At 44.6% G+C, this 21,368-nt stretch carries 16 protein-coding genes; 11 read left to right on the top strand and 5 right to left on the bottom strand.

What is annotated here, in order from left to right; genetic code table 11:
* The first annotated feature begins 54 nt into the window (after positions 1-54).
* Positions 55-2,820 (top strand): DNA polymerase I, encoded by a 2,766-nt coding sequence (polA, locus tag BMX82_RS05075; protein ID WP_091766609.1) that lies wholly within the window; start codon positions 55-57, stop codon positions 2,818-2,820.
* Between the two features lie 50 nt (positions 2,821-2,870).
* On the opposite strand, the gene BMX82_RS05080 is transcribed toward polA, so the two are convergent.
* Together BMX82_RS05080 and BMX82_RS05085 are read right to left on the bottom strand one after the other, a co-directional pair.
* Positions 2,871-3,608 carry a head GIN domain-containing protein gene (locus BMX82_RS05080; protein WP_081911041.1) on the bottom strand — a complete coding sequence of 246 codons (738 nt, stop codon included), beginning with the start codon at positions 3,606-3,608 and terminating at the stop codon, positions 2,871-2,873.
* Between the two features lie 77 nt (positions 3,609-3,685).
* Positions 3,686-4,204 carry a DUF3237 domain-containing protein gene (locus BMX82_RS05085; protein WP_091766612.1) on the bottom strand — a complete coding sequence of 173 codons (519 nt, stop codon included), beginning with the start codon at positions 4,202-4,204 and terminating at the stop codon, positions 3,686-3,688.
* 180 nt (positions 4,205-4,384) lie between these two features.
* On the opposite strand from BMX82_RS05085, the gene ychF reads away from it, so the two are divergent.
* Positions 4,385-5,485 (top strand): redox-regulated ATPase YchF, encoded by a 1,101-nt coding sequence (gene ychF / locus BMX82_RS05090; protein ID WP_036910786.1) that lies wholly within the window; start codon positions 4,385-4,387, stop codon positions 5,483-5,485.
* A complete protein-coding gene (gene lgt, locus BMX82_RS05095; protein WP_091767272.1) occupies positions 5,485-6,339 on the top strand; it encodes a prolipoprotein diacylglyceryl transferase in 855 nt (284 codons plus the stop codon). Before ychF ends, lgt begins: the two co-directional genes overlap by 1 nt.
* A gap of 76 nt (positions 6,340-6,415) precedes the next feature.
* Here lgt and BMX82_RS05100 read toward each other — a convergent pair whose 3' ends face one another.
* The 3 genes from BMX82_RS05100 to mutS form a co-directional block, all read right to left on the bottom strand.
* A complete protein-coding gene (locus BMX82_RS05100; protein ID WP_091766615.1) occupies positions 6,416-8,059 on the bottom strand; it encodes a S41 family peptidase in 1,644 nt (547 codons plus the stop codon).
* 16 nt (positions 8,060-8,075) lie between these two features.
* Positions 8,076-9,068 (bottom strand): hypothetical protein, encoded by a 993-nt coding sequence (locus tag BMX82_RS05105; protein WP_177172022.1) that lies wholly within the window; start codon positions 9,066-9,068, stop codon positions 8,076-8,078.
* Positions 9,069-9,165: 97 nt separating this feature from the next.
* A complete protein-coding gene (gene mutS, locus BMX82_RS05110) occupies positions 9,166-11,790 on the bottom strand; it encodes a DNA mismatch repair protein MutS (protein ID WP_091766621.1) in 2,625 nt (874 codons plus the stop codon).
* 109 nt (positions 11,791-11,899) lie between these two features.
* Between mutS and BMX82_RS05115 the strand changes: the two genes are divergently transcribed.
* From BMX82_RS05115 to BMX82_RS05150, 8 genes are all read left to right on the top strand, one after another.
* Positions 11,900-12,865 carry a S66 peptidase family protein gene (locus BMX82_RS05115; RefSeq protein ID WP_051949696.1) on the top strand — a complete coding sequence of 322 codons (966 nt, stop codon included), beginning with the start codon at positions 11,900-11,902 and terminating at the stop codon, positions 12,863-12,865.
* On the top strand, positions 12,843-13,478 hold the full coding sequence (locus tag BMX82_RS05120; protein WP_091766624.1) for a uracil-DNA glycosylase family protein: 636 nt from the start codon (positions 12,843-12,845) through the stop codon (positions 13,476-13,478). Before BMX82_RS05115 ends, BMX82_RS05120 begins: the two co-directional genes overlap by 23 nt.
* Before the next feature lie 92 nt (positions 13,479-13,570).
* Entirely contained in the window at positions 13,571-14,056 is a 486-nt protein-coding gene (locus tag BMX82_RS05125) for an RNA polymerase sigma factor (protein WP_036910796.1), read from the top strand.
* Between the two features lie 13 nt (positions 14,057-14,069).
* Positions 14,070-14,648, top strand: a complete 579-nt coding sequence (locus BMX82_RS05130; protein WP_091766626.1) for a hypothetical protein — start codon at positions 14,070-14,072, stop codon at positions 14,646-14,648.
* Between the two features lie 364 nt (positions 14,649-15,012).
* Positions 15,013-17,829 carry a leucine--tRNA ligase gene (leuS, locus tag BMX82_RS05135; protein ID WP_091766629.1) on the top strand — a complete coding sequence of 939 codons (2,817 nt, stop codon included), beginning with the start codon at positions 15,013-15,015 and terminating at the stop codon, positions 17,827-17,829.
* Entirely contained in the window at positions 17,830-18,810 is a 981-nt protein-coding gene (locus BMX82_RS05140) for a YitT family protein (RefSeq protein ID WP_036910803.1), read from the top strand.
* A complete protein-coding gene (locus BMX82_RS05145) occupies positions 18,785-19,396 on the top strand; it encodes a non-canonical purine NTP diphosphatase (RefSeq protein WP_036910805.1) in 612 nt (203 codons plus the stop codon). Before BMX82_RS05140 ends, BMX82_RS05145 begins: the two co-directional genes overlap by 26 nt.
* Before the next feature lie 135 nt (positions 19,397-19,531).
* A complete protein-coding gene (locus BMX82_RS05150; RefSeq protein WP_255396547.1) occupies positions 19,532-21,355 on the top strand; it encodes a type IX secretion system anionic LPS delivery protein PorZ in 1,824 nt (607 codons plus the stop codon).
* Positions 21,356-21,368: the final 13 nt, after the last annotated feature.

Consider the following 21,368-nt stretch of genomic DNA (forward strand, 5'->3'; position numbering starts at 1 on the left):
ATGGTTGGAATTACAATATTTTTAAGTAATTTTACGCCGAAAATTAAGAAAGTTATGCAGAAATTGTTCCTTTTAGATGCCTACGCACTCATTTATCGGTCGTATTACGCATTCATCAAGAACCCTAGAATCAACTCGAAGGGCTTGAATACAAGTGCAATTATCGGCTTCTGCAACACACTCAACGAAGTGCTGCAGAAAGAGCAGCCAACCCATATCGGTGTGGCTTTCGACCCCCATGGTCCCACGTTCCGAAGCGAAGCATTTCCTGAGTATAAAGCTCAACGCGAGGAGACGCCAGAAGACATTCGCAAGGCAGTACCTATTATCAAAGATATATTGAAAGCCTACCGCATTCCCATCCTTCAGGCAGATGGTTTTGAGGCCGATGACGTTATTGGTACCTTAGCCAAGAAAGCCGATTCCATCGGTGTAGAAACATATATGCTGACACCTGATAAGGATTATGGCCAGTTGGTAACAGAGAATGTGAAGATTTTCCGCCCCCGTCATGGAGGTGGTTATGAAACAATGGGACCGAAAGAGGTAACAGAAAAATATGGCATCACAAACCCACTCCAGGTTATCGACCTCTTGGCACTCATGGGTGACTCGGCAGATAACTTCCCTGGATGTCCTGGTGTGGGTGAGAAGACAGCTTCGAAACTCATCAACGATTTTGGAAGTATAGAACAACTGATTGCCCGTTCATCAGAAATCAAAGGTAAACTTCGCGAAAAAGTTGAAGACCATGTAGACGACATCAAGATGAGTTACTTCCTCGCAACCATCAAAACCGATGTTCCCATCGAACTCGATATGGAAGCTTTGAAACTCGTCGAGCCCAACGAGGAAGAATTGGGCAAACTCTTCACCGAACTCGAGTTCAAGAGTCTCGCAGATAGGATTCTTAAAAAACCTCAAAATAAGCCAAAGCCCGTTAACGCCCAACTCGATCTCTTTGCCGAATTTCCGACCGACGGATCAAGTTTAAGCGAAAATTCGAGTTTTGAGACCCTTAAAACAACGCCTCACAACTACAAACTTATTGAAAATGAGGATGATTTGGCGAATTTACATGATTATTTCTTAACAAAAGAAATTCTCAGTCTAGATACGGAAACCACTTCAACCTCCGCCATCGAGGCAGAATTGGTAGGTTTAAGCTTCGCCGTGAAGGAATTTGAGGCATTTTATGTGCCCATTCCTGCTAATCGTGAAGAAGCGTTGCGAATTGTTAACATCTTTAAAGAGGTATATGAGAACGAGAAAATTCTCAAGGTAGGACAAAATTTGAAGTACGATCTCGAAGTGCTTCGCAACTATGACATCCATCTGGCTGGTCCAATGTGGGACACCATGATTGCACACTACCTCATTCAACCCGAATTGCATCACAACATGGACTATATGGCCGAAATCTATCTTAACTACCAAACCATTCATATAGATGAGCTGATTGGACCCAAAGGCAAGAACCAGAAATCCATGCGATCCCTCCTACCCTCTCAGGTTTACGAATATGCTGCCGAAGATGCGGACATCACATTACGCTTAAAGAATAAATTAGAACCTGATCTGAAGAAGTTTGAGTGCGAAGAGCTCTTTTATAATATAGAGATGCCTCTGATGCCTGTACTCGCAGAAATGGAGATGAACGGCGTTTGTCTGGATACGGAATCACTAAAAGAAACGTCAAAAGTTTTAACTGACCGTATGAGTGAGTTAGAGGAACGTATCTACGAACTTGCAGGTTTACAGTTCAATATTGCTTCGCCAAAGCAGGTAGGTGAGATACTCTTTGATAAGCTTAAAATCGTAGAGAAAGCCAAGAAGACCAAAACTGGGCAATACGTCACAAGCGAAGAGGTGCTTCAGCAGCTGCGCAATAAGCACGAGATAGTAGCAGACATATTGGAACACAGAGGTTTAAAGAAACTTATAGGCACCTATATCGATGCCCTTCCCAAGCTAATTAATCCTCGTACAGGACATATTCACACCTCGTTTAATCAAACGATTACTGCTACAGGACGCCTGTCAAGTAGCGATCCTAATCTCCAAAATATTCCCATCAGAGGCGAGGATGGCAAGGAGATTCGCAAGGCCTTTATCCCCGAGCCTGGTTGTCTGTTCTTTTCAGCAGACTATTCGCAGATAGAACTCCGTGTAATGGCACATCTCTCTCAGGATGCTCAGATGATAGAGGTGTTCCGTGAAGGTAAAGATTTGCATGCTGCCACAGCGGCAAACATCTACAAAAAGGATATAACGGAAGTGACCCGTGATGAACGCACCAAGTCAAAACGCGCCAACTTCGGCATTATTTATGGTATCACCGTGTTTGGCTTGGCAGAGCGTTTGGATATCCCTCGCGACGAAGCTAAGATGCTGATTGACGGCTACTTTGCCACCTTTCCACAAGTACACGACTATATGGAGAAATCAAAAGACATTGCTCGTCAGAAGGGGTATGTCACTACCCTCTTCGGACGACGACGCTATTTGCCTGATATCAACTCGCACAACGCCACTGTTCGAGGCTTTGCTGAGCGAAACGCCATCAACGCACCCATTCAGGGCACAGCAGCTGATATCATCAAGGTAGCTATGATCCACATTTTCAACCGCTTCAAGGCAGAAGGCATCCGTAGCAAGATGATTCTCCAGGTACATGACGAACTTAACTTTAGCGTCTATCCAGAAGAAAAAGAGAAGGTTGAGCGTATCGTTATTGAAGAAATGCAAGCCGCCTTCCCACTGTCTGTTCCCTTGGTAGCAGACAGCGGATTCGGTAAAAACTGGCTTGAGGCACACTAAAATAAGAAAAACTGCGGAAGTGTTGTCTTCCGCAGCTTTTCTTTTTATTCTTACAACTCAGTGATGCTGCCTATCTTAGGATTATTGAATTTCCTATGAGCTGGACGACCAGCATACCGCAAGGAGCCCACGCCCGTCACACCGCCTTCAATGGCTTCAGAAGCATAGCACTGTATACTGCCTACTCCCGTTACCTGTGCTTTCACGTTGTAAGCCTTCAAATCCTGTGCGTTGATGCTGCCCACACCAGTGCAACTATATTCTGCTTTTTCAGTCTGACCACTCAGTTCTATACTACCTACACCCGTACATTTTACATCAAGGTTCTTTACGTTCAGTTGGTTCAGGAAGAAAGAACCCACACCACTATTGTAAACCTCAAAAGCCTCGGTTGTCAGACTGTCGAGGCGAACCTCAGAAGCACCAGAATTCCTGACTACGTTAAGCGTCGGCGTATAGATAATGATATCTACATCCTCTGTATCGATATTGACACTGTTTCTTGTAAAGCGGATTTTCAACTCACCACCCTCATTGGTAAATTCATACAGATCAATATAGTTGTCAGGCGCAGAAAGCGTCACGCGGCTGTCACCTTTGCTCTGAACAATACGGATATTGCCAACTACGTGGTTATCAATCTTATCGAAAGCCTCAAACTGATACTTGGCTTTTACAATATTATCACTTGGCGAGATCCTATTGCTTATATTATTACCAAAATTCACGCCACACGACGTTAAAGAAAGCAAGAATGCCGTTGCCATCATTAATAGTTTTGTCTTCATACCATTTACATTTTTAGTTGTTACTTTATCTGTTTGACGTACAAACTATTCAAAAAGTTGCAGTACCAGATAAAAAGTCACTTCACACGCCACACATTCAAAACAATTCCCTTAAACGACTGAGAGAACTCTGGAGCACACACAAAGAGCGAATTGTTCAACCAAGCATACTTGCCGTCTGCAGGAGCCTCAAACTGTGGGGCAGCCCTGAAATAGAACGACGGATTACCCTGGGCGTCCTTACCTGTGGCGATAATACCACGATTGCGAACATGAATAACCACACCATCGTCTGTCTTAATACAATAGATGGCTTCAAGTTCGGTACGATTCAGCGACTTGTTTCCTAACTGATAGTCAGCACCGCCATTAATGATAGTTCCTTTAATGGCAGGACCTTCGAATGTTCCTCCGGTTATGGGAATGATGGTTCGTTGGCCGTGCTGGGTCTCACCTGCAGAATAGGCTTCACCAAGTGTCACTTTCAGTTGCAGGGCAAACTCCAACTCTGGGGTATCTTTGGGTTCAGTAACCTGGGCACTGGCGTTTAACGTAAGAGCCAGTAACATAATGGTTGATAACAGGATTTTATTCATTTTATCTATTAATTTAGTTGATAATCGGCTGCAAAGATAGACAAATAATGAAAAGAAACAAAAAGAAATAAGAGTAAAACTCAAATAAATTTGGTTTTTTGCTCACTTAATCGTAACTTTGCACCCGAAAAGTCGACGAAAGTCAACTTATTGTAAAAAGATAAACGTTTATAGAAGAAAATGGCATTGAAGTGTGGTATTGTAGGACTGCCGAATGTAGGTAAGTCTACATTATTTAATTGCTTGTCGAGCGCAAAGGCTCAGGCAGCAAATTTTCCTTTCTGTACAATTGAGCCTAATGTGGGCGTGATAACAGTGCCCGATGAAAGACTGACTAAATTGGCAGAGCTGGTACACCCAGGGCGTATCGTGCCTGCTACTTGTGAGATTGTTGATATTGCTGGTCTTGTAAAGGGGGCCTCAAAGGGCGAAGGACTGGGTAACAAGTTCCTTGGAAATATTCGTGAGACAGACGCCATCATCCATGTACTTCGTTGCTTCGAGGATGAGAATATCACCCACGTTGATGGCACTATCGACCCCATCCGTGACAAAGAAATCATCGATACAGAGCTACAGCTGAAGGACCTTGAGACCATTGAGGGCCGCCTGGCTAAGACAGAAAAGGCCGCTGCAGCAGGTAATAAGGATGCGAAGGTTGAGGCGACTGTGCTCCATGCTTATAAAGAGGTGTTGGAACAAGGTAAGAATGCCCGCATCGTGGAGTTTGAAAGTAAGGATGAGCAGGATTGCGCTCGCAACCTCTTCCTGCTTACTTCAAAACCCGTTCTCTATGTATGTAATGTAGGCGAGGCGGACGCCAAGAATGGCAACGACTTTACTAAGAAAGTTGAAGCGCTAGCCAAGGAAGAAGGCGCTGAGACCATGATTATTGCAGCCAAGACCGAAGAGGATATCGCTGAACTCGAATCATACGAGGACAAGCAGCTGTTCCTCGAGGAACTGGGCTTAGAAGAGAGTGGCGTAAACCGTCTGATCAAGAAGGCTTACGCCCTGCTGAACCTCGAGACCTTCATCACTGCTGGTGAAATGGAGGTAAAGGCCTGGACATATAAGAAAGGCTGGAAGGCACCTCAGTGTGCTGGTGTCATCCATACCGACTTCGAAAAAGGCTTTATCCGCGCTGAGGTCATCAAATACGACGACTATATCCAATATGGCTCTGAGGCAGCTGTCCGCGAAGCTGGCAAGATGGGCGTAGAAGGTAAGGACTACGTGGTACAGGATGGCGATATCATGCACTTCAGATTCAACGTATGATGCAATACCTATTAAACTATATCGTCTGGAATCCAAACCTCGAGGCATTTCACTTGGGGGCTTTTTCCATTCGCTGGTATGGCCTGATGTGGCTCATTGGATTTGCTCTGGCCTATTTCTTCGTGAAGCGTCTTTACAAAGAGCAGAAAATCAAGGATGAACTTTTCGATCCGCTCTTTATCTATTGCTTCTTAGGCATACTGATTGGTGCCCGTCTGGGACATTGCATTTTCTACCAGCCTCAAGATTTCCTTACCTCCTGGCAAGGCATCGTGGAAATGATTCTGCCTATTCGCTTTGGCGACGACGGCAGTTGGCTTGGCCAGACCTTTGGTTTCTTCATTACAGGCTACGCTGGCTTAGCCTCTCACGGTGGAACGTTAGGCTTGATGATTGCCCTTTGGCTCTATGTCCGCAAGACAAAGCTCAACATCTGGACGGTATTAGACAATATAGCCATAGCCACAGGTAGCATGGCTTGCTGCATCCGTCTGGGCAACTTGATGAACTCTGAGATTATCGGCAAGATAACAGACGTGCCCTGGGCATTTATCTTCGAGCGTGTAGACGCCGTGCCTCGTCACCCAGGACAACTTTACGAAGCCATCGCCTATGCCATCCTGTTCTTCATTATGTGGTATCTGCACAAAAAGATGCCTCAGAGAATAGGCACAGGCTGGTACTTCGGCTTCTGTCTGACCTATATCTTCACCTTCCGCTTCTTCATCGAGTATACCAAGGAGATACAGGAAGCTTTCGAAGCCTCTCTCCCACTCGACATGGGACAGATTCTCTCCATCCCATTCATCATCATCGGAGTCTGGTGCATGATAAAAGCTAAAAGAAAAGGATAAAAAGAAAATCGTCTCATTAACCTGAGACGATTTTTATTTGTTATAGTTTGATTCAAAAAGTCAGTGTTATGTGTTATCATTTCTTCAAATCCTTGGCAACCCAAAGTACCCAGGAATCAATATTATCCGTCAGTTGTTCTGGATATGGTAGAGGTATTGTGATATCTGGTGCATAGCCTGGAGTCTTCTTCTTACACCACTTCTCGAATGTACTTTCAACTGTCATGGGGAAGCGCATATATATTTGGCTGTTAGGCAGACGAATTTCGTTGCAGTTACCCGTCTCTTCGCATCCCATTGTATTTTCTCTTCCATATACCTTTGCATGTTTTTTAGAGTAATTGCGGACATAACGTACTGGTGCTTCTGCAGCGCTGGCGCTGTTATTGTCTATTATAATAGCTCCTTTACGCACAAGTGGAGTATGCTGATTCTGGCCTTTAGATGTAGATGACCACTTTAAATAGCTACCATCTTCTGCTAAAACAGCCTCTGACATTACCCTGTTGTGAAAGTTATTAGGATCATTATTACAGTATTTCTTCAACTCCTTATTGTTCTCATAACTTACTCTAAAATAATCCTGTTCATCATTCATAGCACTACAGTCGCACATAAACCTTGTAAACAGAAGACTGATAGCGTCACCGCCACCTGTATTACCACGAAGGTCAAGAATAAGATATTTGCAGCCCGACTGTTTGAACTCCTTTTCTTTTTCTGACATCCAGTTCCATGATGGATTTTCACCTCTGCACGATGGTAGGCGTAACAGATATGTTTCATCGTCTACTTTACAGCCAACAGGTTGGGGAGAATACTGGGGGATAAGGTTGTTGTAATCTATCATTTCTTCTGAACGTAGTTTCCAGAAGAAATCTGAAGAACAGCCAGTGTGGCGATCGAAGTTCTTGTGAAACCAGAATATATAACGTCCTACAGCTTCGTCGGCAGATATATTTCCTTGCAATAATTGTGATAGCAGACTATCTTTCAGAGAATTGTATTCGTTTTCAAATCCACATCGCATTAATATGGGGAAAATAGCATTACTACGTTCGTTGACATCAATAGCGAAGTCAAAGGTTTCGTATGCCTGACGAATAGAATCTGGCTTTGCACCATATCTTTTCACAAACTCATCCATGAAGTACTTTGATATGTCTTTCTTAATACCAGGTGCTTTGATGCCTAATGCTTTTTGAACGCTATTGGGTAATCCACATCGATCCCAAATAGTTACAAAAGGATGACCATCGTTGTCGAGTGTTGTTACAGATATTGTTTCGTCGTCAATCCAAGTTATCATACATATCATATCATCCGTCTCAATGACATTTTCGCTGAGATAGCTGCAAGCCGTATATTGGCACTGAACGATATTGGGAGTTGGAACCACTGCCATCACAGCTCCATTATCGCCAAACACCTGATAGGTGTCCATTCCCATACGACCTACCCAATACTGCGATGTGGCTGTGTTGGTTAGTTGTTTGCCTCTCATTTTCCATGTTCCATACAGTCGGTGTGGCTTTTCGGTTTGTTTCATCTTCAGAACATTCATAGCAATCTGAATGTTATCAGAATCCCTGTTAGCCGACTGTTTGCACGATAACATAATAGTTACAGAGTCAAGGTTTATTCTGTACTGCTTGTTGTTCTGTGAATACCCTTCAAATGTAGCAAGGGTAAACAAAATGGTTAAGATAATCTGTTTCATATACGGTTGATTAAATTTAGATATGTTTCAAATACTCCATAATTCCCTTGCGGTATAGTTCTGCGGGGTCTGTAATACCTTTATTAGATAAACTATCAAAAATCTGACAGAAGGTCTTAACGTCTGCATCACCAAAGTTTCGATAATCCTCTGTTTCCTTGCCTGCTATCTTGCAGTTATACCAACAAGCCATACTTTCAAAGGCACTCCAAGGTACGTATGTCAGGTCTTTTTTCGAGTCTAAAGAACGTGTGTACTCTTTCATTTCCTCTACGATAGAGTCGATACTATCTTGCATTAAGAAAATACCAAACTCATGGCTGAACATTGCCAGCTGATAGTCCAAATATTGATTGTAATAGACGGTATTGGTGTTTTCATTAAGATTGTTGTACGATGGACCTTTAGCGCCAGCACGATACAAAAGCCAGTGATAATCACCACGACGCCATGTGTAACCAGTAACGCGCTCCCAATCCTTAACAACAGGGTTCTCCATCATTTTCTGTCTCAGCTGATTCTGACGTTCCTCCATGTCTTTCTTCGCCTGAGGATAAACCGTATTGAGATAGTTGTCGTAGTTATCGACATACACCTTGGAAATAGCTTTGGCAATATTCATCACATCGTCAGGTGAGTTATAGCGCTGGGCCATCTCTTGATATTTGTCCATGACTTTTTGAAGGCTATCAGCATTGGCAAATGTCTCTGCAGAAATCATAAAGAAGAACGTTCCTGCCAACATTCCGCCTTCACCTTGTCCAAATATCAGATGTTCCTTATATTTTTGGAGGGTATCGACAGCTGCTTTAGAAAGCGTATTACCATATTTTGCTGTGTATTCCTCGTCAGAGAATCCTAGCCCAGCAAGTGTGTATAGATGAGTAACGTAGTTAACCTCAGGACGTATCTCAAACAGAATCTTAGCACCAGCAGCTTGCATGAATGATTGTCTGCTGAAGTTGACCATTAATAACGCCAAAAACAAAAATAATACAGTTCTTTTCATTACAATTTAGTTTATATACATATGACGATGAAAAGGTTCGAATAGCTACAATTATTGACTAAAAAACTGTATTTTTGCCTCTTATCAAGGATTATCATTACTTCCCTGAGACGATCTTCTTGATGTCGTTAAGTTTGTTGAGAGCTTCCAAAGGCGTGAGATTATTAACATCAAGGCCAAGAATCTCATCGCGAACCTGACAAAGTACAGGGTCGTCAAGCTGGAAAAAACTCAGTTGCATGCCTTCGCGAGAAGCAGCGATCTCTGCCGTGGGCTTACCAACAGAGCCTACAGAGGCATTATCGGCCTCCAACTGCTTTAAAATCACGTTGGCACGCTTCACGATAGAGCGAGGCATACCGGCAATCTCTGCCACATGGATACCAAACGAGTGCTCACTCCCACCCTTCTCCAACTTACGCAGGAAGATGACCTTACCATCCACTTCTTTCACTGAGACATTATAGTTCTTGATGCGCGAGAAATTCTTCTCCATCTCGTTCAGCTCATGATAGTGCGTAGCAAAGAGCGTTCTGGGGTGCCCTTTGGCATTCTCATGAAGATATTCCACAATGGCCCAGGCAATAGAAATACCATCGTAAGTACTTGTTCCCCTACCCAACTCATCGAAGAGCACCAAAGAACGAGAGCTGACATTATTCAGGATGTTCGAGGCCTCTGTCATCTCTACCATAAATGTAGATTCGCCAAGAGAGATGTTGTCCGAGGCTCCTACACGAGTGAATATCTTGTCCACCAGACCTATTCTAGCGGCTTCTGCTGGCACAAAACAACCTATCTGGGCCAGTAATACTATCAATGCCGTTTGGCGTAACAGGGCTGATTTACCTGCCATATTCGGACCGGTGATAATGATAATCTGCTGGCGCTCGTTGTCGAGCAGGATATCATTGGGCACATAGCGCTCTCCCAAAGGCAATTCTTGTTCTATCACCGGATGACGGCCCTGCTTGATATCAATCACCTCAGTCGAGTCAATCACAGGACGTATATAGTTATTCTCCTCGGCCACCTTGGCAAAGCTCAGCAAACAGTCGAGATGAGCAATGATGTTGGCATTGATCTGAATCTGAGGGATAAACTCCTGCATGCTCAGAATCAGATCGTTGAAGAGTTTTGCCTCCAATGACAAAATCTTATCTTCAGCGCCAAGAATCTTCTCCTCGTACTCTTTTAATTCCTGAGTGATATAGCGCTCTGCCTGAGCCAGCGTCTGCTTACGCACCCACTCTGCCGGCACCTGGTCTTTATAGGTGTTACGAACCTCCAGATAATAGCCGAATACGTTGTTATAGCCTATCTTCAGCGAACTGATGCCCGTCTGCTCTGCCTCGCGCTCCTGAATCTTCAGCAGATAATCCTTGCCACTATAGGCTATGTTGCGAAGTTCGTCGAGTTCTGCATTTACACCATCTTTGATAACGCCACCCTTAGCAACCAACTGTGGTGGATCGTTCTGTATTTCCTTTTCTATTCTGTCTCTCAGCGACTCACAGAGATTCAGCTGTTCCCCTACCCTGTTCAGGGCCTCATTCTTGGCATAGAGACAAGCCGTCTTGATGGGCTGAATAGCCTGCAGGGCCGTCTTCAACTGTACCACCTCACGAGGCGAGACACGCCCAACAGCAGCCTTCGAGATGATACGCTCCAAATCTCCTATACGGTGAATCTGGTCGTCAATACACTCACGAAACTCAGGTTCACGATAGTAATACTCCACGATATCCAGGCGCTCATTGATTGGCTTCTCGTCCTTTAAGGGAAATACCAGCCAGCGACGCAGCAATCGGCCTCCCATCGGACTCACCGTCTTGTCAATCACGTCAAGCAATGACTTACCGTCTTCCTGCATCGGATGAACCAGCTCAAGACTGCGGATGGTAAACTTGTCCAAGCGCACATACTTGTCTTCCTCGATACGTGAGATGCTCGTGATGTGCCCAATCTGCGTGTGCTGCGTCTGCTCCAGATACTGCAGAATGGCGCCTGCGGCAATCACGCCCGACTTCAGATGCTCTACGCCAAAGCCCTTCAGGTTTTTCACGTTGAAGTGGCGTAGCAGCTTCTGATTGGAAGTCTGCTCTGTAAACACCCAGTCTTCGAGTTGGAAAGTAAAATATTTTGTACCGAAACAGCGTTCAAACTCCTGCTTCTTGTTCCTGTCGTGAAGCACCTCTTTAGGCGAGAAATTGCCCAACAGCTTCTCTACATAATCCGCCGTTCCCTCTCCTGTCAGAAACTCACCTGTAGAAATATCCAAGAAAGCTACACCATAGCTCGACTTACCAAAATGAACTGCTGCCAGGAAGTTGTTTTCCTTATAGTTCAGCACATTATCCGATAACGCCACACCAGGCGTCACCAGTTCGGTAATGCCTCTCTTTACAAGCTTCTTGGTGAGTTTAGGATCTTCCAACTGATCGCAGATAGCCACACGCTTTCCTGCCCGAATCAGCTTGGGCAGATAGGTGTCCAGCGCATGATGGGGAAAGCCAGCCATCTCGTCGCCCTTTACGCCTGCACCATTGTTACGATGGGTCAGCGTGATACCTAAGATCTTTGAGGCAGTAATGGCATCTTCACAATAGGTCTCATAGAAGTCACCACACCTGAACAGCATCACTGCGTCAGGATGTTTCGCCTTCAAATCGAAGAACTGTTTCATCATCGGGGTCAGCTCTTTTCCTTCTTTCTTTGCCATTACCTGTTTGCTTTTAGTTCGAGTTGCAAAATTACTCCTTTTTTCCCAATTGACAAAATTTTCCCTTGAAATAATTGTTTTCCTAAGTTTTTTACTACCTTTGCATCTAATGAAGAAAGGTTGTATCATATCACTCATGCTCTGCTGGATGCTGTCGCTCTCAGCTCAGTTTCTGCATCTGGGCGATACCATCGCTATCATCTCACCTTCGAGTGCTACCGACACCACGACTATTAATGGTGGCATCCGTACTTTGGAGCGTTGGGGCTATCATTGCATCATAGGCAAAAATGCACTCAACGACTATCACGGCTTTGCTGGTACTATCGATGAACGCCTGACAGATTTGCTTTGGGCCCTTCGCGAACCATCTGTCAAGGCCATCATGTGTTCTCGGGGAGGCGATGGGGCAGCTCATCTGCTGAGCCGTCTTTCGCCTGATACCCTTCGTCAATATCCCAAGATCATCATTGGCTTCAGCGATATCACCGCCTTGCTCTGTGCTGAGGCAAGGGCGGGTGTAAAAGGCGTTCATGGTTCGATGTGTCACGCCTTGAACACCTATGAGGGAAATGATACTGTGAGCCAGACGTTACGACGTATGCTCCAAGGCGATCTGCCTACCTATCGCGTGGCACCCCATCCGCTGAATCTCAAGGGTAGGGCAGAGGGGATTGTTGTAGGGGGAAATCTCTCTGTCTATAACGACTTAGCCGGTTCCGATTTCGATCCCTTAGCGCTCAATGATATCATCCTGTTTATGGAAGATACGGGAGAGGGGATGAGTAAGGTAGACCGTATGCTGCATAATATGGAAATGCGAGGTCTTCTATCAAATGTCAGGGGCATTATCGTGGGACAGTTCAATAAATACAAGCACCCAGAAAACGGCTTTGAAGATATGTATGCCATGCTCCATGAGTACATGAAACACTATGGAATCCCTGTGTGTTTCGATTTTCCTGTGGGACATGCCCATCTGCGCAACTTCCCCTTGCTCACTGGCGCCAGGGCCATACTCGAAGTAACACCAGAAGGTACGTTATTAAAATATGAAGAGTTATCTGAATACTGAGAATATCCTGCGCAGCGAGGGTGGGGTAGAGTACCATCCACTCATTCCGTTCCTGCCCGAGAGTGCCAAAGTACTGTTTCTTGGCAGTTTTCCGCCACAGCGCAAACGCTGGTGTATCGATTTCTATTATCCCAACTTCATCAACGACCATTGGCGCATCGAAGGTCAGGTGTTCTATGGTTATCGCAATCATTTTGTAGATACCGAAGCAAAACGCTTCAAGGTAGAAGAGATTATCAGTTTCTGCGAAGAAAAGGGCATCGCCTTCTTCGATACTTCCAGTGCCATACGCCGCCTCAAGGACAATGCCTCAGACAAGTTTCTCGAAGTGGTAGAGCCCACAGACATTCCTGCCCTGATAGCCAGGCTGCCCCATTTGCGAGCTATCGTCACCACAGGCGAGAAAGCAACGGACACCATCTGCGCCTCATTGAACATCCCTGAAGTTCCAAAAGTCAACACCTTTGTGTCTATCCCTGAGATGTATAATCATAACGCCCAGCAACTCATCCTCTACCGTCTCCCGTCATCTTCTCGTGCCTATCCCCTCGCTTTCGATAAGAAGGTGACCGCCTATCAGAATATGTTTGAGATGATGGGATTGAAGAAATAAATCTTTTTCTTGCTAATATTTTTTGGATTTCTGTAGTTTTTTTCCTCTTACGTGTGACTTATTATCAAACAACGATATATCGAACAAAAAAAATGAAAAATCAAGAACGTGAGTTTGAAGAAATAGTGAGGGCCAATCGCAGTACGATCTATACCGTCTGCTACATGTTCTCCAACGACCAAGACGAGGTTGCCGACTTGTTTCAAGAGGTACTGATCAACCTGTGGAAGAGTTTGCCTTCGTTTGAGGGGCGTAGCAATATTCGCTCCTGGATCTACCGCGTCAGTCTGAATGTGTGTATCTCACTCAGCCGCAAGAAACAACGCCACGAGACGATGCCGCTGACGATGGACATCAATCCATATGAAGAGACGGAAACCAACCAGAACTTCAAGCAAATGGACATGCTAAGACGGCGTATTGCCAAACTTGGTCAATACGACCGTGCCATCATTCTCTTATGGCTGGAAAACATCAGTTACGAAGAGATTGCGGCTATCATGGGTATTACAGTCAAGAACGTTTCAATACGTCTCTATCGCATTAAAGAGGAATTAAAGAAAATGTCAAACGATTAAAACAGGAAGTATTATGGATAATCAGAATAACAACTTACAGGAACTGGAGGGACTTCGCGACCAGGTGACAGAGTTTAAGAAGCGCATGGAGCAGCAGGAGATTGTCAACCATCAACTGTTGAAGATAGCGATGAACAAACATATATCGTGGATTAAGTTCATGAACACATGGACTGGTCCAATAGCACTGGTATTATCACCCCTGTTTATTTTCTGCCTAAGAGAACTTGGCTGCTCATGGATTCCCATCATCTTTATAATCCTGGTGCTAATAGGAGAAACTGTGTTCAATATCTGGAATGTCAGTACAATCAGCAATAAGCACTTGGCAGCTCAAGATATAATCAGTGTGCAGCAGCGACTAACCGCCTATAAGCGCAGGGAAAAACTTCAGACTTACATCGAATGCCCTCTCATCTTACTCTTGGGCGGCTGGTTTATATTCGACATCTATAACTACATAAATATACCCGTCATCAAATTGATTGTTGGGCTTCTATTAGGATCGTTTATAATTTTCTTTATCCTCTTCCGCGAGATACGCTCGCTGAACAAAGCTATCAAGGTAATAGACGAATTCAATAGGTCATAAGGATAGAATAAAATATCAAGAAATATTACCATGATTTAAAACTTTTTGAATAAGGTTTTTGAGAGAGAAGAGGGGAGGGGGGATTTTGGGATTGTTTGGTGCAAGGATTGGGTTTAGCCTGACTAAAGTTAGGGTTTACTCCGACTAAAGTCAGACTTTAGTCGGAGTAAACCCATATTTTAAATAATCCAATTAAAATTTGGGGTTCTGCTCACTTTTTTGTATCTCTGGCTTTGCTGAAGTTACTACCGTTCGAGAGCGCCAAAATTGAAAAAAACTCTTTTTCATTTGGCGTTCTGCTCACTTATTCGTATCTTTGCAGCCCAAATATAATGTACGGAAACAATAAAATAGCAAATATACAATGGATTACAATTTCAGAGACATCGAACAGAAATGGCAGAAGCGATGGGTGGAGAATGGCACTTATCGTGTTGTAGAAGACAAGAACAAGAAAAAATTCTATGTGCTCAACATGTTCCCTTACCCCAGCGGAGCAGGATTGCACGTAGGTCATCCCCTTGGCTATATCGCTTCTGATATCTATGCCCGCTACAAGCGTCAGCAGGGCTTCAACGTATTGAACCCCATGGGTTACGACGCTTACGGACTGCCTGCTGAGCAGTATGCCATCCAGACGGGTCAGCATCCTGAGAAGACTACCTTCGAGAATATCGACCGCTATCGCTCACAGCTTGACAAGATTGGTTTCTCGTTCGACTGGGAGCGCGAGGTCCGCACTTGCGACCCTATATACTACAAGTGGACACAGTGGGCTTTCCAGCGCATGTTCAAGAGCTACTTCTCTACTTCGTCGCACAAGGCTCAGCCAACCATTAAACTGATTGAGCACTTCGAACTGATGGGTACTGAGAACTGCAACGCGCTTGGTACCGAGGAGCTTCATTTTACAGCCGACGAATGGAAAAACTTCTCTGAGAAGAAGAAGCAGGAGGTGCTGATGAACTATCGTATTGCCTATCTGGCTGACACGATGGTAAACTGGTGCCCCAAACTGGGAACGGTGCTGGCCAACGATGAAGTGGTTGACGGCGTATCTGTTCGTGGTGGCTATCCCGTAGTACAGAAGAAGATGCGCCAGTGGTGTCTGCGCGTATCGGCTTACGCTCAGCGACTGCTCGACGGACTGGAGGATATCGATTGGACTGACTCACTGAAGGAGACTCAGCGCAACTGGATTGGTCGCAGCGAGGGTACTGAGGTTGAGTTCAACGTAGCCGACTCAGATAAGCACTTCACCATCTTCACAACTCGTGCTGATACTATGTTTGGTGTTACATTCATGGTACTCGCTCCTGAGAGCGACCTCGTGGCTGAGCTGACCACCCCTGAGCAGAAGGCTGAGGTTGACAAGTATCTGGACTATGTGAAGAAGCGCACTGAGCGCGATCGCCAGATGGACCACAAGGTGACTGGTGTATTCTCTGGTAGCTATGCCATCAACCCATTTACTGATGAGAAAATCCCCATTTGGATTGCAGAATATGTATTGGCTGGTTATGGTACTGGTGCCATCATGGCCGTTCCTGCCCACGACAGCCGCGACTATGCCTTCGCCAAGCACTTCAACCTGCCTATCATCCCACTGATTGAGGGTGCTGATGTCAGCGAGGAAAGCTACGACGCCAAGGAGGGTATCGTCTGCAACTCATCATCAGCCAAGTTCTCTCTGAACGGTCTGACCGTCAAGGAGGCTATTGCTGCTACAAAGAAATATGTCACAGAACAGGGGTTGGGTCGTGTGAAGGTGAACTACCGTCTCCGCGACGCCATCTTCTCTCGTCAGCGCTATTGGGGCGAGCCATTCCCTGTTTACTACAAGGACGACATGCCTTATATGATTCCAAAGGAGTGTCTGCCTCTGGAACTTCCTGAGATCGACGAGTACAAGCCAACAGAGACAGGCGAGCCCCCATTGGGCCGCGCTAAGATGTGGGCTTGGGACACTACAAACAATAAGGTAGTCAGCAAAGACCTTATTGACAACAAGACCATCTTCCCACTCGAGCTGAACACCATGCCAGGTTTCGCAGGAAGTTCGGCTTACTATCTGCGCTATATGGATCCAAAGAACGAGAAGGCTTTGGTAAACAAGGATGTTGACGAGTACTGGCGTAATGTTGACCTCTACGTAGGTGGTACTGAGCACGCTACTGGTCACCTTATCTACAGCCGTTTCTGGAACAAGTTCCTCTTCGATTCAGGTTACAGCTGCGAGGATGAGCCATTCAAGAAGTTGGTTAATCAGGGTATGATTCAGGGTCGCTCTAACTTCGTTTACCGTATCGAGGACGAGGGTGCTGATAAGGGTAAGTTCGTAAGCTTCGGACTGAAGGATAAGTACACCGTTACACCTATCCACGTAGATGTAAATATCGTATCAGCCGACGTACTCGACATCGAAGCCTTCAAGGCTTGGCGCCCTGACTATCAGAATGCAGAGTTCATTCTCGAGAACGGCCAGTACAAGTGTGGTTGGGCTATCGAGAAGATGTCGAAGTCGATGTTCAACGTAGTGAACCCCGATATGATTGTAGAGAAGTATGGTGCCGACACCCTCCGCCTCTATGAAATGTTCCTGGGTCCTGTGGAGCAGAGTAAGCCTTGGGATACCAATGGCATCGACGGTTGCCACCGTTTCTTGCGTAAGTTCTGGAACCTCTTCCAGGGCGAGCTGAATGGCGAGGCTACAGCAGAAAACTTGAAGAGCGTACACAAACTCATCAAGAAGGTAAGTCAGGACATCGAGCAGTTCTCATACAACACCTCTATCTCTGCCTTCATGATCTGCGTGAACGAACTGGGTCAGCAGAAATGCAAGAACAAGGAGTTGCTCAAGACGCTTGTCATTCTCATCGCTCCATTCGCTCCCCACATCGCTGAGGAACTCTGGGAACAGCTTGGCGGCGAGGGTTCTGTATGCGACTCCCAGTGGCCTAAGTGGGATGAGCAGTATCTCGTAGAGAGCCAAGTGAAGCTGGGTATTGCCTTCAACGGTAAGACACGTCTGGAGATGGAGTTCCCTGCTGATGCTGACAATAAGACCATCGAAGAGACTGTATTAGCAGACGAACGCGCTAAGAAGTATCTTGAAGGTTTCCAGGTTGCAAAGGTTATCATCGTCCCTAAGCGTATGGTGAACATTGTACTGAAGAAATAAATGACGATCGATCACAAAATCATATTGAATGAGGTCAAGGACTATTTGTTTATAGCCCTTGGCCTGTTACTCTATACCATCGCCTTCACGGTATTCCTGATGCCCTATCAGATTGTTGCTGGAGGCGTTACAGGTCTGTCGGCTATCATCTACTATGCCACAGGCTTCCATCTGGAAAACACCTATATCATCATCAACGGTCTCTTGCTGATGGCGGCCTTGAAGATTCTGGGCTTCAAATTCCTGATGAAGACCATCTTCGCCATCTTCATGCTTTACTTCATGTTGAAGTTTGCGCAGGATATCATTCCTAAGCAGGAGAACGGACTGCCCTTCAAACTGATGGGTGAGGGTCAGGATTTTATGTCGATGATCATTGGCTGTGTGATTACAGGTATCGCTCTGGCTACCGTTTTTACCCATAATGGTTCTACTGGTGGTACCGATATCATTGCTGCCTCAGTAAACAAGTATCATCCAAATGTCACATTAGGCAATGTGCTGATTGCTGCCGACTTCTGTATCATCGGCTCTTGTATGTTCTTCCCACAGTTCGGCACCTATCTCGAAAGAGCTCATAAGGTGATGTTCGGCTTCTGCGTAATGGCTATGGAGAACTATACCCTCGATTACGTGATGAATGCCCGTCGCCAATCTGTTCAGTTCTTCATCTTCTCACATAAGTGGCAGGAGATAGCCAACGCCATTGGTACTCAGATGCATCATGGTGTAACCATTCTCGATGGACACGGCTGGTATACTGGTAAGGATATGAAAGTGCTTTGTATTCTGGCCAGAAAGAATGAGAGCATCAATATGTTCCGTCTCATCAAGATGATCGACCCCAACGCCTTTGTATCGCAGAGTGCCGTTATCGGCGTATATGGTGAAGGCTTCGACGAGATGAAAGTGAAGATAAAGGAGGATAAAAAGAGTCTGAAGAAGATAGAGAAAAATGAAAATAGTATTCGCAACAAATAACGAGCATAAACTTTCTGAAATACGCAGTATCCTGGGTGATAGTATCGAGGTGCTTTCACTGAAAGATATAGGCTGTGATGCAGATATCCCTGAGACAGGCAAGACGCTTGAGGAAAATGCCCTGCAAAAGGCGCAATTTATCTATGACCACTATCACATGGATGTATTTGCTGATGATACTGGCTTGGAAGTTGAGGCTCTGAATGGTGCTCCCGGCGTTTATTCAGCTCGCTATGCAGGAGGTGAAGGTCATGATTCAGAAGCTAATATGACCAAACTCCTGAATGAATTAGGAGAAAATAACAATCGCCGTGCAAGATTTCGCACCGTGATTGCGTTAATATTAAAGAAGAATGTATGTCCTTGCGGTTGTACCAGTATCAAGGAAATCCACCAGTTCGATGGTATCGTTGAAGGTGAGATTATCCGAGAGCGTAGGGGAGGAGAGGGCTTTGGCTACGATCCTATTTTCAAACCTGACGGCTACGACAAGACTTTTGCTGAGTTGGGTATGGATATCAAAAACCATATCAGCCACAGGGCAAGAGCCACAGCAAAACTTGCCGACTTTCTTCTGAAAAAGTAAAAAAAGTAAAAAGGTAAAAGAGTAAAAATGAAGAATAGAAATTATTCAATAAAAAGAATAGTGAATTGGCTTTTACCTTTTTGCTTTTTTACTTTTTTACCTTTAAATGCACAAATAGGTACTTGGAAAAACTATTTGGCTTATCATGAAGTAAAGAGTATCTGCAAAGCAGGTGATGAACTCTTTGTACTAGCCTCTAATGGACTCTATCAGTATAATATCAACGACCAGAGCATCACTACTTATGATAAGGTAAACGGACTTTCTGATACCCATATCACCCATATTGCTTGGAGTCAACAGGCTAAACGACTGATAGCAGTCTATCAGAACGCTAATATCGACTTGATAGAGACTGATGGCGATATTATCAATATCTCTGCCCTCTACAATAAATCGATGACAGACAACAAGACTGTCAACAGCATTAGTATCGAGGGTATCTATGCTTATCTGCATTGTAGTTTTGGTATCGTAAAGGTAAACATGCAGAAAGCAGAAATTACTGATACCTATACACCAAACATGCCTGATTATCCTGTTGGTCTTACCCCTTATCAGGATCAATACGCTGAATACATCACTATGGTATCGACTCTGAACCCTGGAGGACCTATTTATAACCATTTCTACGAGTCGAAATTCATAAAAGGTATACTTTATACCACTGGTGGTTATTTTCTGCCCAGCATGCCCGATAATGAGTTTCCTGGCATTATTCAGACTTTCGACGGTAATAACTGGACACTCTTTGAAGAAAACATCAATGAGAAGACAGGTTATGCTTATCTGGACATTTGCTGTATCGATGTTGATCCAATTAACGAAAAACATGTGTTTGCTGGAGGCAGATGTGGACTCTATGAATTTAACGATGGTAAGTTGGTAGCTTATTATAATAAGGATAATAGTCCATTGAAGAGTGCTAACGACAGAGGTACAGAACTGGGTAATGATTATCTGCTTATACTAGGCATTAAGTTCGATGCTCAGGGAAATCTTTGGGTGCTTAACAGTATGGCTCAAGGTGTGAGTCTGCTAGAACTTACGCCTGATCACCAATGGAAAGATCATCATCAGCCATTACTCACTGATAATACAGAAAATACGCTTCCAGGCCTTCGAGATATGACGATTGATAGTCGTGGACTGCTATGGTTTGTCAATAATAACTGGCAGAATGCTGCTCTCTTCTGTTATGACATGCAGAACGATGTCCTTCTGAAATATGATAACTTTACCAATCAGGATGGACAGAAATATAATATAACCTGGGCCTATTGTGTGGTAGAGGATCGGGAGAATAACATTTGGATAGGAACTGACCAGGGCCCTTTTATGATTAAGAAGTCAGAAGTAGGACAGCAAAATATTACATTTCAGCAAATAAAAGTTCCTCGTAATGATGGAACCAGCTATGCTGACTATCTGTTAAGTGGTGTTAGTATCAGCAGCATAGCTATCGATGGTGGTAATCGTAAGTGGTTTGGTACTAATGGTAGTGGTGTCTTTCTAATTAGCTCTGATAATCTTAACCAACTCCAAAGCTTCACCACAAGCAATTCAAAGCTAATCAGTGATAATATTACCTCAGTAATTGTTAATCAACAGTCTGGCGAAGTGTTTTTCCTCTCAGACAAAGGACTTTGCTCTTTTTATTCAGACGCTATAGAACCTAATGAAGAAATGACAAAGGATAATGTCTGGGCTTATCCGAATCCTGTATCACCTGATTATACTGGACTTATTACCATTACTGGTTTATCTTTCGATGCGGATGTGAAAATCATAGCCTCAAATGGTGCTTTGATAGCTGAAGGAAGAAGCAATGGAGGACTCTTTACTTGGAATGGTTGTGATAAAAAAGGTAAGCGTGTAGCCAGTGGTGTCTATATGGTGATAACAGCTAACAGTGATGGTAAAAAAGGTACAGTTTGCAAGATAGCCATCATAAAATAAAAATCCCCTCCTG

Source organism: Prevotella sp. khp7, assembly GCF_900109055.1.
Lineage (GTDB): Bacteria > Bacteroidota > Bacteroidia > Bacteroidales > Bacteroidaceae > Prevotella.

Coding starts and splice junctions, on each gene's coding strand:
- polA (WP_091766609.1), top strand. CDS start 55: ATGCAGAAATTGTTCCTTTTAGATGCCTACGCACTCATTTATCGGTCG.
- BMX82_RS05080 (WP_081911041.1), bottom strand. CDS start 3,608: ATGAAGACAAAACTATTAATGATGGCAACGGCATTCTTGCTTTCTTTA.
- BMX82_RS05085 (WP_091766612.1), bottom strand. CDS start 4,204: ATGAATAAAATCCTGTTATCAACCATTATGTTACTGGCTCTTACGTTA.
- ychF (WP_036910786.1), top strand. CDS start 4,385: ATGGCATTGAAGTGTGGTATTGTAGGACTGCCGAATGTAGGTAAGTCT.
- lgt (WP_091767272.1), top strand. CDS start 5,485: ATGCAATACCTATTAAACTATATCGTCTGGAATCCAAACCTCGAGGCA.
- BMX82_RS05100 (WP_091766615.1), bottom strand. CDS start 8,059: ATGAAACAGATTATCTTAACCATTTTGTTTACCCTTGCTACATTTGAA.
- BMX82_RS05105 (WP_177172022.1), bottom strand. CDS start 9,068: ATGAAAAGAACTGTATTATTTTTGTTTTTGGCGTTATTAATGGTCAAC.
- mutS (WP_091766621.1), bottom strand. CDS start 11,790: ATGGCAAAGAAAGAAGGAAAAGAGCTGACCCCGATGATGAAACAGTTC.
- BMX82_RS05115 (WP_051949696.1), top strand. CDS start 11,900: ATGAAGAAAGGTTGTATCATATCACTCATGCTCTGCTGGATGCTGTCG.
- BMX82_RS05120 (WP_091766624.1), top strand. CDS start 12,843: ATGAAGAGTTATCTGAATACTGAGAATATCCTGCGCAGCGAGGGTGGG.
- BMX82_RS05125 (WP_036910796.1), top strand. CDS start 13,571: ATGAAAAATCAAGAACGTGAGTTTGAAGAAATAGTGAGGGCCAATCGC.
- BMX82_RS05130 (WP_091766626.1), top strand. CDS start 14,070: ATGGATAATCAGAATAACAACTTACAGGAACTGGAGGGACTTCGCGAC.
- leuS (WP_091766629.1), top strand. CDS start 15,013: ATGGATTACAATTTCAGAGACATCGAACAGAAATGGCAGAAGCGATGG.
- BMX82_RS05140 (WP_036910803.1), top strand. CDS start 17,830: ATGACGATCGATCACAAAATCATATTGAATGAGGTCAAGGACTATTTG.
- BMX82_RS05145 (WP_036910805.1), top strand. CDS start 18,785: ATGAAAATAGTATTCGCAACAAATAACGAGCATAAACTTTCTGAAATA.